We start from the raw sequence: 14,861 nt of genomic DNA, 5'->3' as shown, positions 1-14,861 counted from the left end.
GAATGCCACAGGTGATTTTCTTGCCCCACGAGAAGTTCTGCCCGGAGGGCATGGTCGTGGAGGCTGCGCCTGGGACGTCCATCCTCGAACTGGCCCATGAGCACCATATCGAGATGGAAAGTGCCTGTGGCGGCGTCTGTGCCTGCACAACCTGCCACTGCATCATCCGTGAGGGTTTCGATTCGCTGGAAGAAGCGGACGAACTGGAGGAAGATTTCCTCGACAAGGCCTGGGGCCTGGAAGCGCAATCGCGCCTGGCTTGCCAGGCGATTGTCGGCGAGGAAGACCTGACCGTCGAAATCCCGAAATACTCGCTCAACCACGCCGCCGAAGCGCCGCATTGATTCAGGAAGCGACAATGAGTCTGAAATGGGTTGATGTGCTGGAAATCGCTATCCAACTGGCTGAATCCAAGCCGGAGGTAGACCCCCGCTACGTGAACTTCGTCGATCTGCACAAATGGGTGCTGGCATTGCCGGAGTTCAGCGATGATCCGAGCCGGGGTGGCGAGAAAGTGCTTGAAGCCATTCAAGCCGCCTGGATTGAAGAAGCAGACTGACGCTGCATCGTACGCAGTTAGGCAATACCCACGAACCCGCGTATAATTCGCGGGTTTAATTTTTCGCAAATTACCGTTTCTGGAGTTACACCATGGCTGTTCAACGTACTTTCTCCATCATCAAGCCTGACGCCGTTGCTAAAAACGTGATCGGCAAGATCGTTACCCGCTTCGAAGACGCTGGCCTGCGCGTTGTAGCTTCGAAAATGAAGCAACTGTCCAAGGCCGAAGCCGAAGGCTTCTACGCTGAGCACAGCGAGCGCGGTTTCTTCGGTGAACTGGTTGCCTTCATGACTTCCGGTCCGGTTGTCGTTCAGGTGCTGGAAGGCGAAAACGCTATCGCTCGCAACCGCGAACTGATGGGCGCTACCAACCCTAAAGAAGCAGCTGCCGGCACCATCCGTGCTGACTTCGCCCAGTCCATCGACGCCAACGCCGTTCACGGTTCGGACTCAGAAGCCGCTGCTGCTCGCGAAATCGCTTACTTTTTCTCCGCTACTGAAGTAACCACTCGCTAAGCCCAGGCTTTTGAGTGAAGGTGAATCCATGACTACATCGAACGGCAAAACCAACCTGTTGGGCCTGACCCAGCCGGAAATGGAGAAATTTTTCGACTCGATCGGGGAGAAGCGTTTCCGTGCCGGCCAGGTGATGAAATGGATTCACCACTTTGGCGTCGACGACTTCGACGCCATGACGAATGTCGGCAAGGCCTTGCGTGAAAAACTCAAGGCCGTTGCCGAGATTCGCGGCCCCGAAGTGGTGAGCCAGGACATTTCCAGCGACGGTACCCGCAAGTGGGTGGTGCGCGTGGCGTCCGGCAGCTGCGTCGAGACCGTCTACATTCCCCAGGGCAAGCGCGGCACCTTGTGCGTTTCGTCCCAGGCAGGCTGTGCCCTGGATTGCAGTTTCTGCTCCACCGGCAAGCAAGGCTTCAATAGCAACCTCACTGCCGCCGAAGTGATCGGCCAGGTGTGGATTGCCAACAAATCCTTTGGCAGCGTCCCGGCGACCGTCGACCGTGCCATCACCAACGTGGTGATGATGGGCATGGGTGAGCCGCTGCTGAACTTCGACAACGTCATCGCCGCCATGCACCTGATGATGGATGACCTGGGCTACGGCATCTCCAAGCGCCGGGTGACCCTGTCCACTTCCGGCGTCGTGCCGATGATCGATGAGCTGGCCAAGCACATCGACGTCTCCCTGGCGTTGTCGCTGCACGCACCCAATGACGCATTGCGTAACCAATTGGTGCCGATCAACAAGAAGTATCCGCTTAAGATGCTGCTCGAGTCGTGCCAGCGCTACATGTCGGCCCTGGGCGAAAAGCGCGTGCTGACCATCGAGTACACATTGCTCAAGGATGTGAACGACAAGGTCGAACACGCGGTCGAGATGATCGAGCTGCTCAAGAACATCCCGTGCAAGATCAACCTGATCCCGTTCAACCCGTTCCCGCATTCCGGTTACGAGCGTCCGAGCAACAATGCGATTCGTCGCTTCCAGGATCAGCTTCATCACGCGGGCTTCAACGTCACCGTGCGCACCACCCGAGGCGAGGACATCGACGCCGCGTGTGGCCAATTGGTCGGACAGGTGCTGGATCGCACCCGTCGCAGCGAACGCTACATTGCCGTGCGCGAGTTGAACGCCACGGACGATGCCGCGCAGAACGCTGCGAACAGTCACTAAGAGAGGAACTCTATGTCCCTGCGCTTCGCGCTCGTCTTGCTGTTGGCCGGGCTGTGCTCCGGTTGTGTCCTGTCGGGTGACTACAACCCGATGAAGACCAGCAAAGGGCGCGATGAGGCGCGCGTGGCCTATGTGCAACTGGGCATCGGCTACCTGCAGCAGGGCATGACCGAGCGCGCCAAAGTCCCGCTCAAGAAAGCCCTGGAGCTGGACGCGTCCGATGCCGACGCCAACGCGGCCCTGGCCCTGGTGTTCCAGGCCGAGCTGGAGCCTGAGCTGGCCGACCAGCATTTTCGCAAGGCGCTGTCTGCCCGGCCGCAAGATGCACGGATCCTGAACAACTACGGCAGCTTCCTGTTCGAGCAGGTTCGCTACAAGGACGCCTATGAGCGTTTCGAGCAGGCCGCCGCCGACACCCTTTATCCCGAGCGTTCGCGGGTTTTCGAGAACCTCGGCCTGACGGCCGCGAAGCTCGGCCAGCGTGACCTGGCCCGCCAACAGCTGGAAAAGGCGCTGCGGCTCAACCGCCAGCAACCCCAGGCGTTGCTGGAAATGGCTGAGTTGTCCTACGAAGACAGGCATTATGTGCCCGCGCGGGACTACTACGAACGTTTTAGCCTGCTGAGCGAGCAAAATGCACGTAGTCTGTTGCTCGGCGTTCGGCTCGCCCATGTGTTTGAAGATCGCGACAAGGCCGCCAGTTACGGCCTGCAACTCAAAAGACTCTATCCCGGTACGCCGGAATATCAGCAATACCTGTCGGAGCAATGATGAAAGCGGCGCATCCTGAAGTTGTAGCAGCGACTCGCGTAAATCCCGGTGAGACCCTGCGTCAAGCCCGCGAAAGCAATGGTTGGTCGCTGGCCCAAGTGGCCCTCAAGCTCAATCTCACCGTGGCTTCCCTGAGCAACCTGGAAGCGGGCGCGTTCGACAAGTTGCCTGGGCATACCTTCGCCCGTGGCTACATCCGCGCCTATGCCAAGTTGCTCGACATGGACCAGACCGTGCTGGTCCAGCAATTCGACCAATACACCGGTTCCGACGCCCAGGGCAGCAGCGTGCATAGCCTGGGACGCATCGAAGAGCCGGTTCGCGTTTCCCACACCATTTTGCGAATCGTCAGCCTGTTGTTGCTGATCGCCGTGATCGGTGGCGGTTTCGTCTGGTGGCAGGATCAGACCTCGCTGCGCAACAAGGAGCCGGTCGCGCTGGCGCCTGAGCACGTCGAAGTCGAAGGGGCCGACGGCACCACCCGCATTCATCCGCTGGACGAGCCGGAGGACCAGGCCGTCGTCGATGGCCAGGCCGCAGGCGAAACCACCCTGGCATTGCCTCAGGATCAGGACAGCGCCGACAGCTCCGCCGGTGCCGAGCCGACAGCTCCCGCGGCCCCAGCGCCTGTCACCCCTACTGCCCCGGTATCCCCGGCGCCGACCACCAGCGCACCGATTGCCGCTGCGCCAGTCGTGCACGCCGCTCCGGCGCCGAGCACTCCGGCTCCCGTAGCGCCAACTGCTCCAGTTGCTCCAGTGGCGGCTGTTCCAGTGACGCCGCCGGCTGCCGGCGAAGGCCAGGTGCACATTCAATTCACGGCCGATTGCTGGACGCAGGTTACCGACGGCAACGGCAAGGTGCTGTTCAGTGGTCTCAAGCGCAAGGGCGACAGCACGTCCGTCAATGGCAAACCACCGTTTACCGTGCGCCTGGGCTACGCCCGTGGCGCCCAGGTCAGCTACAACGGCCAACCGGTCGACGTGGCTCCGTTCACCAGTGGCGAGACTGCTCGCCTGAAGTTGGGTCAATAAGTCATGCACGGCGAATCTCCAATCAAGCGTCGCGAATCCCGAAAGATCTGGGTCGGCAACGTGCCTGTGGGCGGCGATGCGCCTATCGCTGTCCAGAGCATGACCAACAGCGACACCAATGACGTGGCGGCCACCGTCGCCCAGATCAACCGCCTGGAAGCCGCCGGTGTCGACATCGTGCGGGTTTCCGTGCCAGACATGGACGCCGCCGAGGCGTTCGGCAAGATCAAGCAGTTGGTCAAGGTCCCCTTGGTGGCCGACATCCATTTCGACTACCGGATCGCCCTGCGGGTGGCCGAGTTGGGCGTGGATTGCCTGCGCATCAACCCGGGCAACATCGGTCGTGAGGACCGTGTGCGCGCGGTGGTGGACGCTGCTCGCGACCGGGGTATCCCGATCCGCATCGGCGTCAACGCCGGCTCTTTGGAAAAAGACCTGCAGAAGAAATACGGCGAGCCGACTCCGGCGGCGCTGGTGGAGTCGGCCCTGCGCCATGTCGAGCACCTCGAACGCCTGAACTTCCAGGACTTCAAGGTCAGCGTGAAGGCGTCCGACGTATTCATGGCCGTCGAAGCCTACCGCCTGCTGGCCAAGGAAATCGTCCAACCGCTGCACCTGGGTATCACCGAAGCCGGTGGGTTGCGCTCGGGTACGGTGAAATCTGCCGTCGGCCTCGGTATGCTGCTCGCCGAGGGGATTGGCGATACCATTCGCATCTCGTTGGCGGCCGATCCGGTCGAGGAAGTGAAAGTCGGCTACGACATTCTCAAGTCCCTGCACCTGCGTTCCCGTGGTATCAACTTCATCGCCTGCCCGAGTTGCTCGCGGCAGAACTTCGATGTGGTCAAGACCATGAATGAGCTGGAAGGGCGTCTCGAAGACCTGCTGGTGCCGCTGGATGTCGCGGTGATCGGCTGTGTGGTCAACGGGCCGGGCGAAGCCAAGGAGGCCCATGTGGGCCTGACGGGCGGTACGCCGAACCTGATTTACATCGACGGCAAGCCGTCGCAGAAGTTGACGAATGACAATCTGGTGGACGAGCTGGAAAAGCTGATCCGCGAGAAAGCGGCCGAGAAGGTCGAAGCCGACGCAGCGCTCATCGCCCGCGGCTGATCGAACGAATTTTTAAGGATTACCTGTGAGCAAGTCCCTGCAAGCCATCCGTGGCATGAACGACATCCTGCCCGAGCAGACGCCCCTGTGGCGCTATTTCGAGGGCACCGTGGCCCGTTTGCTGGATAACTACGGTTATCGGCAGATCCGCATGCCGATCGTCGAGTTCACCGAGCTGTTCAAGCGCTCCATCGGTGAAGTGACCGACATCGTCGAAAAAGAGATGTACACCTTCGACGACCGCAACGGCGATTCGTTGACCTTGCGCCCTGAAGGCACGGCATCGTGTGTGCGTGCGGTGCTCGAGCACGGCATCAGCGGTGGCGGCCAGGTACAGAAACTCTGGTACATCGGCCCGATGTTCCGTCACGAGCGTCCGCAAAAAGGTCGTTATCGCCAGTTCCACCAGATCGGCCTGGAAGTCTTCAACCTCGAGGGTCCGGACATCGATGCCGAGCTGATCGTCATGACCTGGCGCCTGTGGGGCGAGCTGGGCCTGCGCGATGCGGTCAAGCTCGAACTCAACAGCCTGGGCACCAGCGAGTCGCGCGCGCGCTACCGTGAAGCCCTGGTGGAGTTCCTGTCCGCCCACGTGGACAAGCTGGACGAAGACAGCCAGCGTCGCCTGAAGACCAACCCGTTGCGGGTGTTGGACACCAAGAACGCCGATACCCAGGCGATCCTGGTCGATGCGCCGAAAATGGCCGACTACCTCGACGACGAATCCCGCCTGCACTTCGAAGGGCTCAAGGCGCGCCTGGAAGCCGCTGGCATTCCCTATGTGCTCAACCCGAAGCTGGTTCGCGGGCTGGACTACTACAGCAAGACCGTTTTCGAATGGGTCACCGACAAGCTCGGCGCCCAGGGCACCGTGTGCGCCGGGGGGCGCTACGATGGCCTGGTCGAGCAGATGGGCGGCAAGCCGACCCCTGGCGTGGGCTTTGCCATGGGCATCGAGCGCCTAGTGTTGATGCTCGAGGCGTTGGACAAGGTTCCAGAGGCGCTTTCCCGTCAGGTTGACGTTTACCTGTGCGCCTTCGGCGAAGCAGCGGAGCTGGCAGCCCTGACCTTGAGCGAGCGCGTCCGCGACCAGTTGCCCAACCTGCGTCTGCAGATCAACGCCGGCGGCGGCAGCTTCAAGAGCCAGTTCAAGAAGGCCGACAAGAGCGGTGCGCTGTACGCACTGATCCTGGGTGACGACGAACTGGCCCAACAAGTGGTAGGTTTCAAACCCCTGCGTGGCCAGGGCGAACAACAAAGCATTGCCTGGGATGCGCTTGCAGCACACCTGGCCACCTGCGTCGTGCAGGGTTGAAGCTGTCAAACAGCCGAATTAGCGATTAAGGAGTATTGGGGTGTCGAGTACCGAAGATGAACAGCTGGCGGATTTGAAGGACTGGTGGACGCGCAACGGCAAGCCGCTGGTCACTGGCGGCCTGTTGGCGCTGGTCATCGTGTTCGGCTGGCAGGCCTACCAGAAATACCAGAGCAATCAGTCGCAAGGCGCCTCGATGCTCTACCAGCAATTGCTGGAAACCACCCTGACCCCGGACGGCAAGCCCGACGCTGCCCGTGTGGCGGACCTGGCCGGCAAGCTCGACAAGGAGTTTGGTGGCACTGCCTACGCGCAATACGGTCACCTGTTCGTAGCCAAGGTTGCCGTGGACAGCGGCAAGCTCGATGACGCCGCCACGGAGCTCAAGGGAATCGTCGACAAACCGGCCAACCCGACCCTGGGCGAAGTCGCGCGTCAGCGCCTGGCACAGGTTCTGGCGGCGCAGAACAAGGTTGAAGATGCGCTGAAGCTGCTCGACGGCGATGCCGACAAGGCCTTCCTGGCCACTCGTGAAGAGCTCAAGGGCGACCTGCTGGTACAGCTGGGCCGCGCCGATGATGCTTATGCGGCTTACCAGAAAGCCAAGGCTGCGCTGTCGGATGAAGCCGCAGTGGGTGGCCTGCAAATCAAGCTGGACGACCTGGCCAAAGGGGATGCATGACGTGATCCGTTGGAAACATGCAGCATTGCTGGCCCTGGCCATTATGGCCGCGGGTTGCAGCAGCAACAGCAAGAAAGAACTGCCTCCGGCCGAACTGATCGACTTCAAAGAAGAAGTCGTGTTGCAGAAGCAGTGGAGCCGTTCCATAGGTGATGGGCAGGGTGAAACCTACAACATGCTGGTGCCGGCCATCGATGGCGACACCATCTATGCGGGTGATGTCACCGGCGTAGTCGAGGCCCTGGATCGCCTCAACGGCGACGTCAAATGGAAGAAAGATCTCGAACTGCCTGTTTCCGGCGCCGTTGGCGTGGGTTACGGGTTGGTCATGATCGGCACGCTCAAAGGTGAGATCGTCGCCCTGGACGCGAGCAGCGGCGAAGAGAAATGGCGCGCCCGGGTGAGCAGCGAAGTGCTTGCGCCGCCGGCCACCAACGGTGACGTGGTTGTGGTCCAGACCCAGGATGACCGTCTGATCGGCCTCGACGCCGCCACCGGCAACCAGCGCTGGTTGTACGACAGCACCCCGGCGGTGCTGACCCTGCGTGGCACCAGCGCCCCGGTAGTGACCAACCGCCTGGCGGTGGCTGGGTTGTCCACCGGTAAAGTGGTTGCCCTGGATATTTCCAACGGCGTGCCGGTCTGGGAGCAACGTGTCGCTGTTCCGCAAGGTCGTTCGGAATTGGAGCGCGTGGTCGATATCGACGGCGGCCTGCTGTTGTCCGGCGGTACGCTGTACGTCGCCAGCTACCAGGGTCGCGTTGCGGCACTGGACCTGGAAAGCGGTCGTCCGCTGTGGCAACGCGATGCGTCCAGCTATGCCGGTGTCGCCCAGGGCTTTGGCAGTGTCTACGTGAGCCTGGCTTCGGGCACGGTCGAAGGCGTTGACGAGCGTTCCACTACCGCGCTGTGGAGCAACGACTCCCTGGCCCGTCGTCAATTGTCGGCCCCGGAAGTGTTTTCCAGCTATGTTGCAGTGGGTGACCTGGAAGGTTACCTGCACCTGCTCAGCCAGGTGGACGGTCGTTTCGTCGGCCGTGAACGCATCGACAGCGACGGCCTGCGTGCCCGTCCGCTGGTGGCGGGCAACATGATCTATGTGTATGGCAACAGCGGCAAACTGGAAGCCCTGACCATCAAGTAAGACTATGCTTGGGGTTGAACCCCAAGTGGCCTGTCCTGTGGGAGCGGGCTTGCTCGCGAAAGCGGTGTATCAGAAGCGTATTCGTTGACTGACCCACCGCTTTCGCCAGCAAGCCCACCTCCAAAGGACTGCCTCCGAGCACCAGCCGCTGCCTCGCAGCGGCTTTTGTATTTTCTGAAATAACGCAGTGGAGAGCCGCATGGTTCCCGTAATCGCCCTGGTGGGCCGACCGAACGTCGGCAAGTCCACCTTGTTCAACCGCCTGACCAGGACTCGCGACGCCATTGTCGGCGACTTGTCCGGTCTGACCCGTGATCGCCAATACGGTGAGGCCAAGTGGCAAGGGCGTACCTATATTCTGGTCGACACCGGCGGCATCTCCGGTGATGAGCATGGCATGGACGAAAAAATGGCCGAGCAGTCGCTGCTCGCCATTGAAGAAGCCGATGTGGTGCTGTTCCTGGTAGACGCCAAGGCCGGTTTTACCGCCGCCGACCAGATGATCGCCGAGCATTTGCGCAAGCGTAACAAGCGTTCCTACGTGGTCGCCAACAAGGTCGACAACATCGACCCGGACATGGCCCGCGCCGAGTTCGCACCGTTGGGCATGGGCCAGGCGATCCCGATTGCCGGCGCCCACGGTCGTGGCATCACCCAGATGCTGGAAATCGCTCTGGAGAGTTTCCCGAAAGACGACGTGGAAGAGCCGGAAGAGGGCGAGGAAGAGATCGTTGCTGAAGGCGAGGAAGCCAAGCGCATTCCGGGCCCAAGCGAAAAAGACGGGATCAAGATCGCCATCATCGGCCGCCCGAACGTGGGCAAGTCGACCCTGGTCAACCGCATGCTCGGTGAAGACCGGGTCATCGTCTACGATCAGCCTGGCACCACCCGCGACAGCATCTACATTCCCTTCGAGCGTAACGAAGAGAAGTACACCCTGATCGACACCGCCGGTGTGCGCAAGCGCGGCAAGATCCACGAAGAAGTCGAGAAGTTCTCCGTGGTCAAGACGTTGCAGGCGATCAAGGACGCCAACGTGGTGATCTTCGTGATGGACGCCCGCGAAGGCGTGGTCGATCACGACTTGAACCTGTTGGGCTTCGCCTTGGAAGCCGGTCGGGCGCTGGTCATCGCGATCAACAAGTGGGACGGCATGACGCCGAGCGAGCGGGATTTCGTGAAGGTCGAATTGCAGCGCCGCCTGTTCTTCGTCGACTTCGCCGATATTCACTTCATCTCGGCCTTGCACGGCACTGGCGTGGGTAACCTGTACGCATCGGTGCAGAACTCGTTCAAGTCGGCGGTCACCCGCTGGCCGACCAGCCGCCTGACTCAGATCCTCGAAGACGCCGTCAGCGAGCACCAGCCACCGATGGTCAACAGCCGCCGGATCAAGCTGCGTTACGCTCACCTGGGTGGCGCCAACCCGCCGATCATCGTGATCCACGGTAACCAGATCGAGAAGGTGCCCAAGTCGTATGTCCGCTACCTGGAAAACACCTATCGCCGCGTCCTGAAGCTGGTCGGCACGCCGATCCGCATCGAGTTCAAGGGCGGCGAGAACCCGTACGAAGGCAACAAGAACACGCTCACCGACCGCCAGGTCAACAAGAAGCGCCGCTTGATGTCGCACCACAAGAAAGCCGACAAGAAGCGTCGGGACAAGCGCTAGTCCCGTCTGGATCCGGACATTGGGATATTGATCTGTGGGAGCAAGGCTTGCCCGCGATGAACGATAACGCGGTTCAGCTGTTACACCGCGGTGTGGCTATCGCGGGCAAGCCTTGCTCCCACAGGTATGAGTGTTCAGCATGAAAAAGGGTGCCCCCCGCGGCACCCTTTTTCATGCCCGGCGATTGGGCTATCCTCGGGCTCTCCCGCGCCGCACCAGAGCCGGGTGTAGAGCAGGGAATCCTTGATGATCACCAGCAAGTTGCCGAATGTCGGCATCACCATTTTCACCCAGATGTCTCAGCTCGCGGCACAGACCGGCGCGCTGAACCTGTCCCAGGGATTTCCCGATTTCGATGGCCCGCAAGCCTTGCGCGATGCGGTCGGCCGGCATATCGCCCAAGGTCATAACCAGTATTCGCCCATGACCGGCCTGCCGGCGCTGCGCCAGCAGATCGCCGCGAAGATCGCCCGCAGCTACGGCGCCAGCGTCGACGCCGATCAGGAAGTGACCGTGACCCCAGGGGCGACCCAGGCGATTTTCTGCGCCATCGCGGCGGTGGTCCACAGCGGTGACGAAGTGATCGTCTTCGACCCCAGCTACGACAGCTACGAGCCTGCGGTGCAATTGGCCGGCGGGCGTTGCGTGCATGTGCCATTGGGCCTGGATGACTTTGCCATCGACTTCGAGAAGCTCGGCGAAGCCCTGAGCCCGCGCACGCGCATGATCATTCTCAACTCGCCGCACAACCCCAGCGGCGCCCTGATCAGTCGCGCCGAACTGGACCAGTTGGCGGCCTTGATTCGCGACCGCGATATCTATCTGGTCAGCGACGAGGTCTACGAACACCTGGTGTTCGACGGCGTACCCCATGTCAGCGTGCTCGCCCATGAAGAGCTGTACCGCCGCGCCTTCGTGGTCAGTTCGTTCGGCAAGACTTACCATGTCACCGGTTGGAAAACCGGCTACGTCGTGGCGCCGCCCGCCCTCACGGCGGAACTGCGCAAGGTGCACCAGTACGTCAGTTTCTGCGGCGTGACGCCGCTGCAATATGCCTTGGCCGACTACATGGCCGATCACCCGGAGCACGTCGAGCAGTTGCCGGACTTCTACCAGGCCAAGCGCGACCTGTTCTGCGATTTGCTGGCGCCGTCGCGGTTCAGCTTCAAGCGCGTGACCGGGACTTACTTCCAGCTGGTGGATTATTCGCAGATTCGCCCGGACCTGAACGACGTCGACATGGCGGTGTGGATGACCCGCGAGCATGGCGTGGCGACGATTCCGATCTCGGTGTTCTACCAGAACCCACCGCAAGGCCAGCGCCTGGTGCGCCTGTGCTTCGCCAAACGCGAGGAGACGCTGCGCGAAGCGGCGGAGAAACTATGCGTGATCTGAGAGCGTTGCCCGATCTCGACATCGCGCTGATCCAGACGACCCTGGCCTGGCACGACCGCCAGGCGAACCTGGAACACTTCCAGGGTTTACTGGAGCAGGCCCGTGGCGCAGACCTGATCATCCTGCCGGAGATGTTCACCACCGGGTTTTCCATGGAGTCGAAAACCCTGGCCGAGCCGGAACACGGCCCCACCAGCTATTGGTTGCGGGAGCAGGCGTCGAGGCTCAACGCGGTGATCACCGGCAGCTTGATCGTCGAGGCCGCGGACGGCAGTCACCGCAATCGCCTGCTCTGGGCCCGGCCGGACGGCGAAGTGCTGCATTACGACAAGCGCCACCTGTTCCGCATGGCGGGCGAACATAACCACTTCACACCGGGCGAACGGCAGGTGTTGTTCGAACTCAAGGGCTGGCGGATCCGACCGTTGATTTGCTACGACCTGCGCTTTCCGGTCTGGAGTCGTGATGCCGAAGACACCGACCTGCTGCTGTACACCGCCAACTGGCCGGGCGCGCGGCGTCAGCATTGGAACCGGCTGTTGCCGGCCCGGGCCATCGAGAACCTGTGCTATGTGGCGGCGGTGAACCGTGTCGGCACCGACGGCAAGGGCTTTGCCTATACCGGCGACAGCCAGGTATTGGACTTCCAGGGCGAGACATTGCTCGGGGCTGGCGAGGCTGACGGGGTGTTCCGGGTGTCCCTAAGTGCGGCGGACCTGGCGGCGTATCGCACGCGGTTTCCGGCGAACCTGGACGCCGATGATTTCGAATTCATCTGATTGAAGCGTTTCAGCCCTTCAGTTATTGCAGGTTGTGCCGATAACCCGTCAGCCAAGGAGGAGTCCCTATGACCAGCATCAGCGCAACCACCCTGAATCCTTACCTGCAATCGTCTCCGAAAGTCTCGGTCAAAGGCGCAGCAGAAGAGGCAACACCCGCCACCAGCCCCACCGTATCGCTTGGGAAAAGCGACGATGACGCACCTGCCGGCGCCGCAGAGGCAAAAGGCAGTGGCGCCAGCGGCAGTGCCAGCAGCAGTAACCAGCAGGTCATCGAACAGCTGAAGAAGCAGATCGAGCAGACCGAAAAGCTCTTGGCCCAACAACAGGCCCAGTTGGCCCAGGTCCAGAACAGCAGGCTCGCCGAAGAGCAGAAAGCCCAGCAGGCGATGGCGCTACAGGCCCAGATCATGGGTACCCAGGCGACGCTGATGACCCTGCGCGGTTCGCTGTTGCAGGCCATGACTGTTTCTATTGATACCCATGCCTGAGATTGTTGTTGCCTGAGAGATTGCCTTCGCGAGCAGGCCCTGACAGGCAACACAAAAATATCAGCCAAACAAAAAGGCCCCAGGGTTCACACCCCAGGGCCTTTTTGCATTATCAGCTCAACGATCAGGCCGCCTTGGCTTCCGGCTGGCTCAGCGAGCGGTTCAGCGCACTGAACAGTGCCTTGAAGCTGGCAGTGGTGAAGTTTTCATCGATGCCTACGCCGTGCACCGCGCGTTCACCGTTGACCCGCAGTTCGATGTACGCCGCGGCCTTGGCATTGGTGCCGGCACCGATGGCGTGTTCGTTGTAGTCCATGATCTCCACTGGAACTGGCAGGCCGGCCACCAGCGCTTCCAGTGCACCGTTGCCCTTTCCGCGCCAGTGCAGGTTGGTCTCGCCCTGGCCCTTGCTCGCCACTTCCACTTCCACGGCGCTGTGGCCGTTCTCTTCTTGCAGGCGATGGCTGACCAGCGCATACGGCGTGTTGGCTTGCAGGTATTCGGTGTGGAGCAGGGCGTGGATCTGCTGGGCGGTCATTTCCAGGCCCAGGCGATCGGTTTCGCGCTGCACCACCTGGCTGAACTCGATCTGCATGCGACGCGGCAGGCTGATGCCGTATTCCTGTTCCAGCAGGTAGGCAATGCCGCCCTTGCCCGACTGGCTGTTTACCCGAATCACCGCCTCGTAGCTGCGGCCGATGTCGGCCGGGTCGATCGGCAGGTAAGGCACTTCCCACAAAGCGTCCGACTTCTGCTGGGCGAAGCCCTTGCGGATAGCGTCCTGGTGCGAGCCGGAGAACGCGGTGTGGACCAGGTCGCCCACGTACGGATGACGCGGGTGCACGGGGATCTGGTTGCACTCTTCGACCACTTTGCGTACGCCGTCGATGTCGGAGAAGTCCAGCTCAGGGTTGATGCCTTGGGTGTAGAGGTTCAGCGCGACGGTCACCAGGTCGACGTTACCGGTGCGCTCGCCGTTGCCGAACAGGCAGCCTTCGACGCGGTCGGCGCCGGCCATCAGGCCCAGCTCGGTGGCGGCCACGCCGGTGCCACGGTCGTTGTGGGTGTGCAGGCTGATGAGCACGCTGTCACGACGGGTGATGTTGCGGTGGAACCACTCGATCTGGTCGGCGTAGACGTTCGGCGTGGCGACTTCCACGGTGGCCGGCAGGTTGAGGATCACCTTGCGCTCAGGCGTCGGGTTCCACACCGCAATCACGGCGTCGCAGACTTCCTTGGCGAATTCCAGCTCGGTGGCGCTGAAGGTTTCTGGCGAATATTCGAACTGCCACTGGGTTTCTGGCTGCTGCGCGGCGTATTTGACGAACAGCTTGGCCGCGTTCACGGCGATTTCCTTCACGCCTTCCTTGTCCTGGTTGAACACGATGCGGCGGAACGATGGGCAAGTGGCGTTATAGAGGTGGACGATGGCCTTTTTCGCACCGCGCAGCGATTCGAAGGTACGGGCGATCAAGTCTTCACGGGCCTGGGTCAGCACCTGGATGGTGGTGTCGTCCGGGATGTGGCCTTCTTCGATGAGGGTGCGCACGAAATCGAAGTCAGTCTGCGAAGCGGCAGGGAACGATGCTTCGATCTCTTTCACGCCCACGGCCACCAGGGTTTTCCAGAAGCGCAGTTTCTTGACCGCGTCCATCGGCTCGATCAGCGACTGGTTGCCGTCACGCAGGTCGGAGCTGCACCAGATCGGCGCTGCGGTGATGGTCTTCGACGGCCAGGTGCGGTCCGGCAGGTTGATGGTCGGGAACGCACGGTATTTGGAAGACGGGTCTTTGAGCATGCTCATGAGCGGAATCCTTTATTGTCGTGGCCGGAAAAAGGCGGCCTGCCGGTGGATCGAACGAGGTGGCTTTAGAGCCAGGACGAGGTGCCGCGATTCAGCCCTGCAGTCGTGCGCTGACGAGGCACAGGCTGCGGTGCTGGCGGAGCTGAATGAGGGTATGAGAGGTTTTCATGCTTCCAACCCTAACCGTGTGAGGAGAGGATCGCAAGCAGTCGGAAAAAATTGAGAGAACTTCTGCTTTTAGGCAGTTTCTCGATATTTAATCGCGATATTTTCCGGTGGTTGTAATTTTATTGCGTTGATATTTCTGGCTCGGCAATTCGTGGTGGGGGATGCGGCTGGCCCTTTCGCGAGCAAGCTGAACTGGCCTAATGATTTTGGACACTTCAATCGGGCGCTATGATTGCGCC

At 61.2% G+C, this 14,861-nt stretch carries 15 protein-coding genes; 14 read left to right on the top strand and 1 reads right to left on the bottom strand.

Going from position 1 to position 14,861, the window contains the following annotated elements:
* Positions 1-2: 2 nt before the first annotated feature.
* The 14 genes from fdx (at position 3) to ACODSJ_RS22425 (ending at position 12,650) form a co-directional block, all read left to right on the top strand.
* The gene (fdx, locus tag ACODSJ_RS22490; RefSeq protein ID WP_489103841.1) at positions 3-344 is read left to right on the top strand and encodes an ISC system 2Fe-2S type ferredoxin; all 342 of its coding nucleotides are present in this window, start codon (positions 3-5) and stop codon (positions 342-344) included.
* 14 nt (positions 345-358) lie between these two features.
* Positions 359-559 (top strand): Fe-S cluster assembly protein IscX, encoded by a 201-nt coding sequence (gene iscX, locus ACODSJ_RS22485; protein WP_489103840.1) that lies wholly within the window; start codon positions 359-361, stop codon positions 557-559.
* Between the two features lie 92 nt (positions 560-651).
* On the top strand, positions 652-1,077 hold the full coding sequence (gene ndk, locus ACODSJ_RS22480; protein ID WP_260963204.1) for a nucleoside-diphosphate kinase: 426 nt from the start codon (positions 652-654) through the stop codon (positions 1,075-1,077).
* A 28-nt stretch (positions 1,078-1,105) separates the two neighbouring features.
* Entirely contained in the window at positions 1,106-2,254 is a 1,149-nt protein-coding gene (rlmN, locus tag ACODSJ_RS22475) for a dual-specificity RNA methyltransferase RlmN (RefSeq protein WP_489103839.1), read from the top strand.
* A 12-nt stretch (positions 2,255-2,266) separates the two neighbouring features.
* A complete protein-coding gene (gene pilW, locus ACODSJ_RS22470; RefSeq protein ID WP_489103838.1) occupies positions 2,267-3,025 on the top strand; it encodes a type IV pilus biogenesis/stability protein PilW in 759 nt (252 codons plus the stop codon).
* Positions 3,025-4,059 carry a RodZ domain-containing protein gene (locus ACODSJ_RS22465; RefSeq protein ID WP_489103837.1) on the top strand — a complete coding sequence of 345 codons (1,035 nt, stop codon included), beginning with the start codon at positions 3,025-3,027 and terminating at the stop codon, positions 4,057-4,059. The genes pilW and ACODSJ_RS22465 overlap by 1 nt, the downstream gene beginning before the upstream one ends.
* Positions 4,060-4,062: 3 nt before the next feature.
* The gene (gene ispG, locus ACODSJ_RS22460; protein WP_489103836.1) at positions 4,063-5,172 is read left to right on the top strand and encodes a flavodoxin-dependent (E)-4-hydroxy-3-methylbut-2-enyl-diphosphate synthase; all 1,110 of its coding nucleotides are present in this window, start codon (positions 4,063-4,065) and stop codon (positions 5,170-5,172) included.
* A gap of 25 nt (positions 5,173-5,197) precedes the next feature.
* Positions 5,198-6,487: a histidine--tRNA ligase gene (gene hisS, locus ACODSJ_RS22455; protein WP_489103835.1), complete on the top strand. Its 1,290-nt coding sequence runs from the start codon at positions 5,198-5,200 to the stop codon at positions 6,485-6,487.
* Positions 6,488-6,527: 40 nt separating this feature from the next.
* Positions 6,528-7,169, top strand: a complete 642-nt coding sequence (locus tag ACODSJ_RS22450; protein WP_489103834.1) for a YfgM family protein — start codon at positions 6,528-6,530, stop codon at positions 7,167-7,169.
* Complete coding sequence (bamB, locus tag ACODSJ_RS22445) at positions 7,162-8,313, top strand: outer membrane protein assembly factor BamB (protein ID WP_489103833.1); 1,152 nt, start codon at positions 7,162-7,164, stop codon at positions 8,311-8,313. The genes ACODSJ_RS22450 and bamB overlap by 8 nt, the downstream gene beginning before the upstream one ends.
* A 199-nt stretch (positions 8,314-8,512) precedes the next feature.
* Complete coding sequence (gene der / locus ACODSJ_RS22440; RefSeq protein ID WP_489103832.1) at positions 8,513-9,985, top strand: ribosome biogenesis GTPase Der; 1,473 nt, start codon at positions 8,513-8,515, stop codon at positions 9,983-9,985.
* 246 nt (positions 9,986-10,231) lie between these two features.
* Positions 10,232-11,380 carry a pyridoxal phosphate-dependent aminotransferase gene (locus tag ACODSJ_RS22435; protein ID WP_489103831.1) on the top strand — a complete coding sequence of 383 codons (1,149 nt, stop codon included), beginning with the start codon at positions 10,232-10,234 and terminating at the stop codon, positions 11,378-11,380.
* The gene (locus tag ACODSJ_RS22430; protein WP_489103830.1) at positions 11,368-12,159 is read left to right on the top strand and encodes an amidohydrolase; all 792 of its coding nucleotides are present in this window, start codon (positions 11,368-11,370) and stop codon (positions 12,157-12,159) included. Before ACODSJ_RS22435 ends, ACODSJ_RS22430 begins: the two co-directional genes overlap by 13 nt.
* Before the next feature lie 68 nt (positions 12,160-12,227).
* On the top strand, positions 12,228-12,650 hold the full coding sequence (locus ACODSJ_RS22425) for a hypothetical protein (protein WP_489103829.1): 423 nt from the start codon (positions 12,228-12,230) through the stop codon (positions 12,648-12,650).
* Positions 12,651-12,774: 124 nt separating this feature from the next.
* On the opposite strand, the gene leuA is transcribed toward ACODSJ_RS22425, so the two are convergent.
* A complete protein-coding gene (gene leuA / locus ACODSJ_RS22420; protein WP_489103828.1) occupies positions 12,775-14,454 on the bottom strand; it encodes a 2-isopropylmalate synthase in 1,680 nt (559 codons plus the stop codon).
* Between the last annotated feature and the right edge of the window lie 407 nt (positions 14,455-14,861).

This window comes from Pseudomonas sp. FG6 (genome assembly GCF_057809015.1).
Note: the sequence above shows the minus strand (reverse complement) of the source record. Positions and strands in the feature narration are given on the sequence as shown.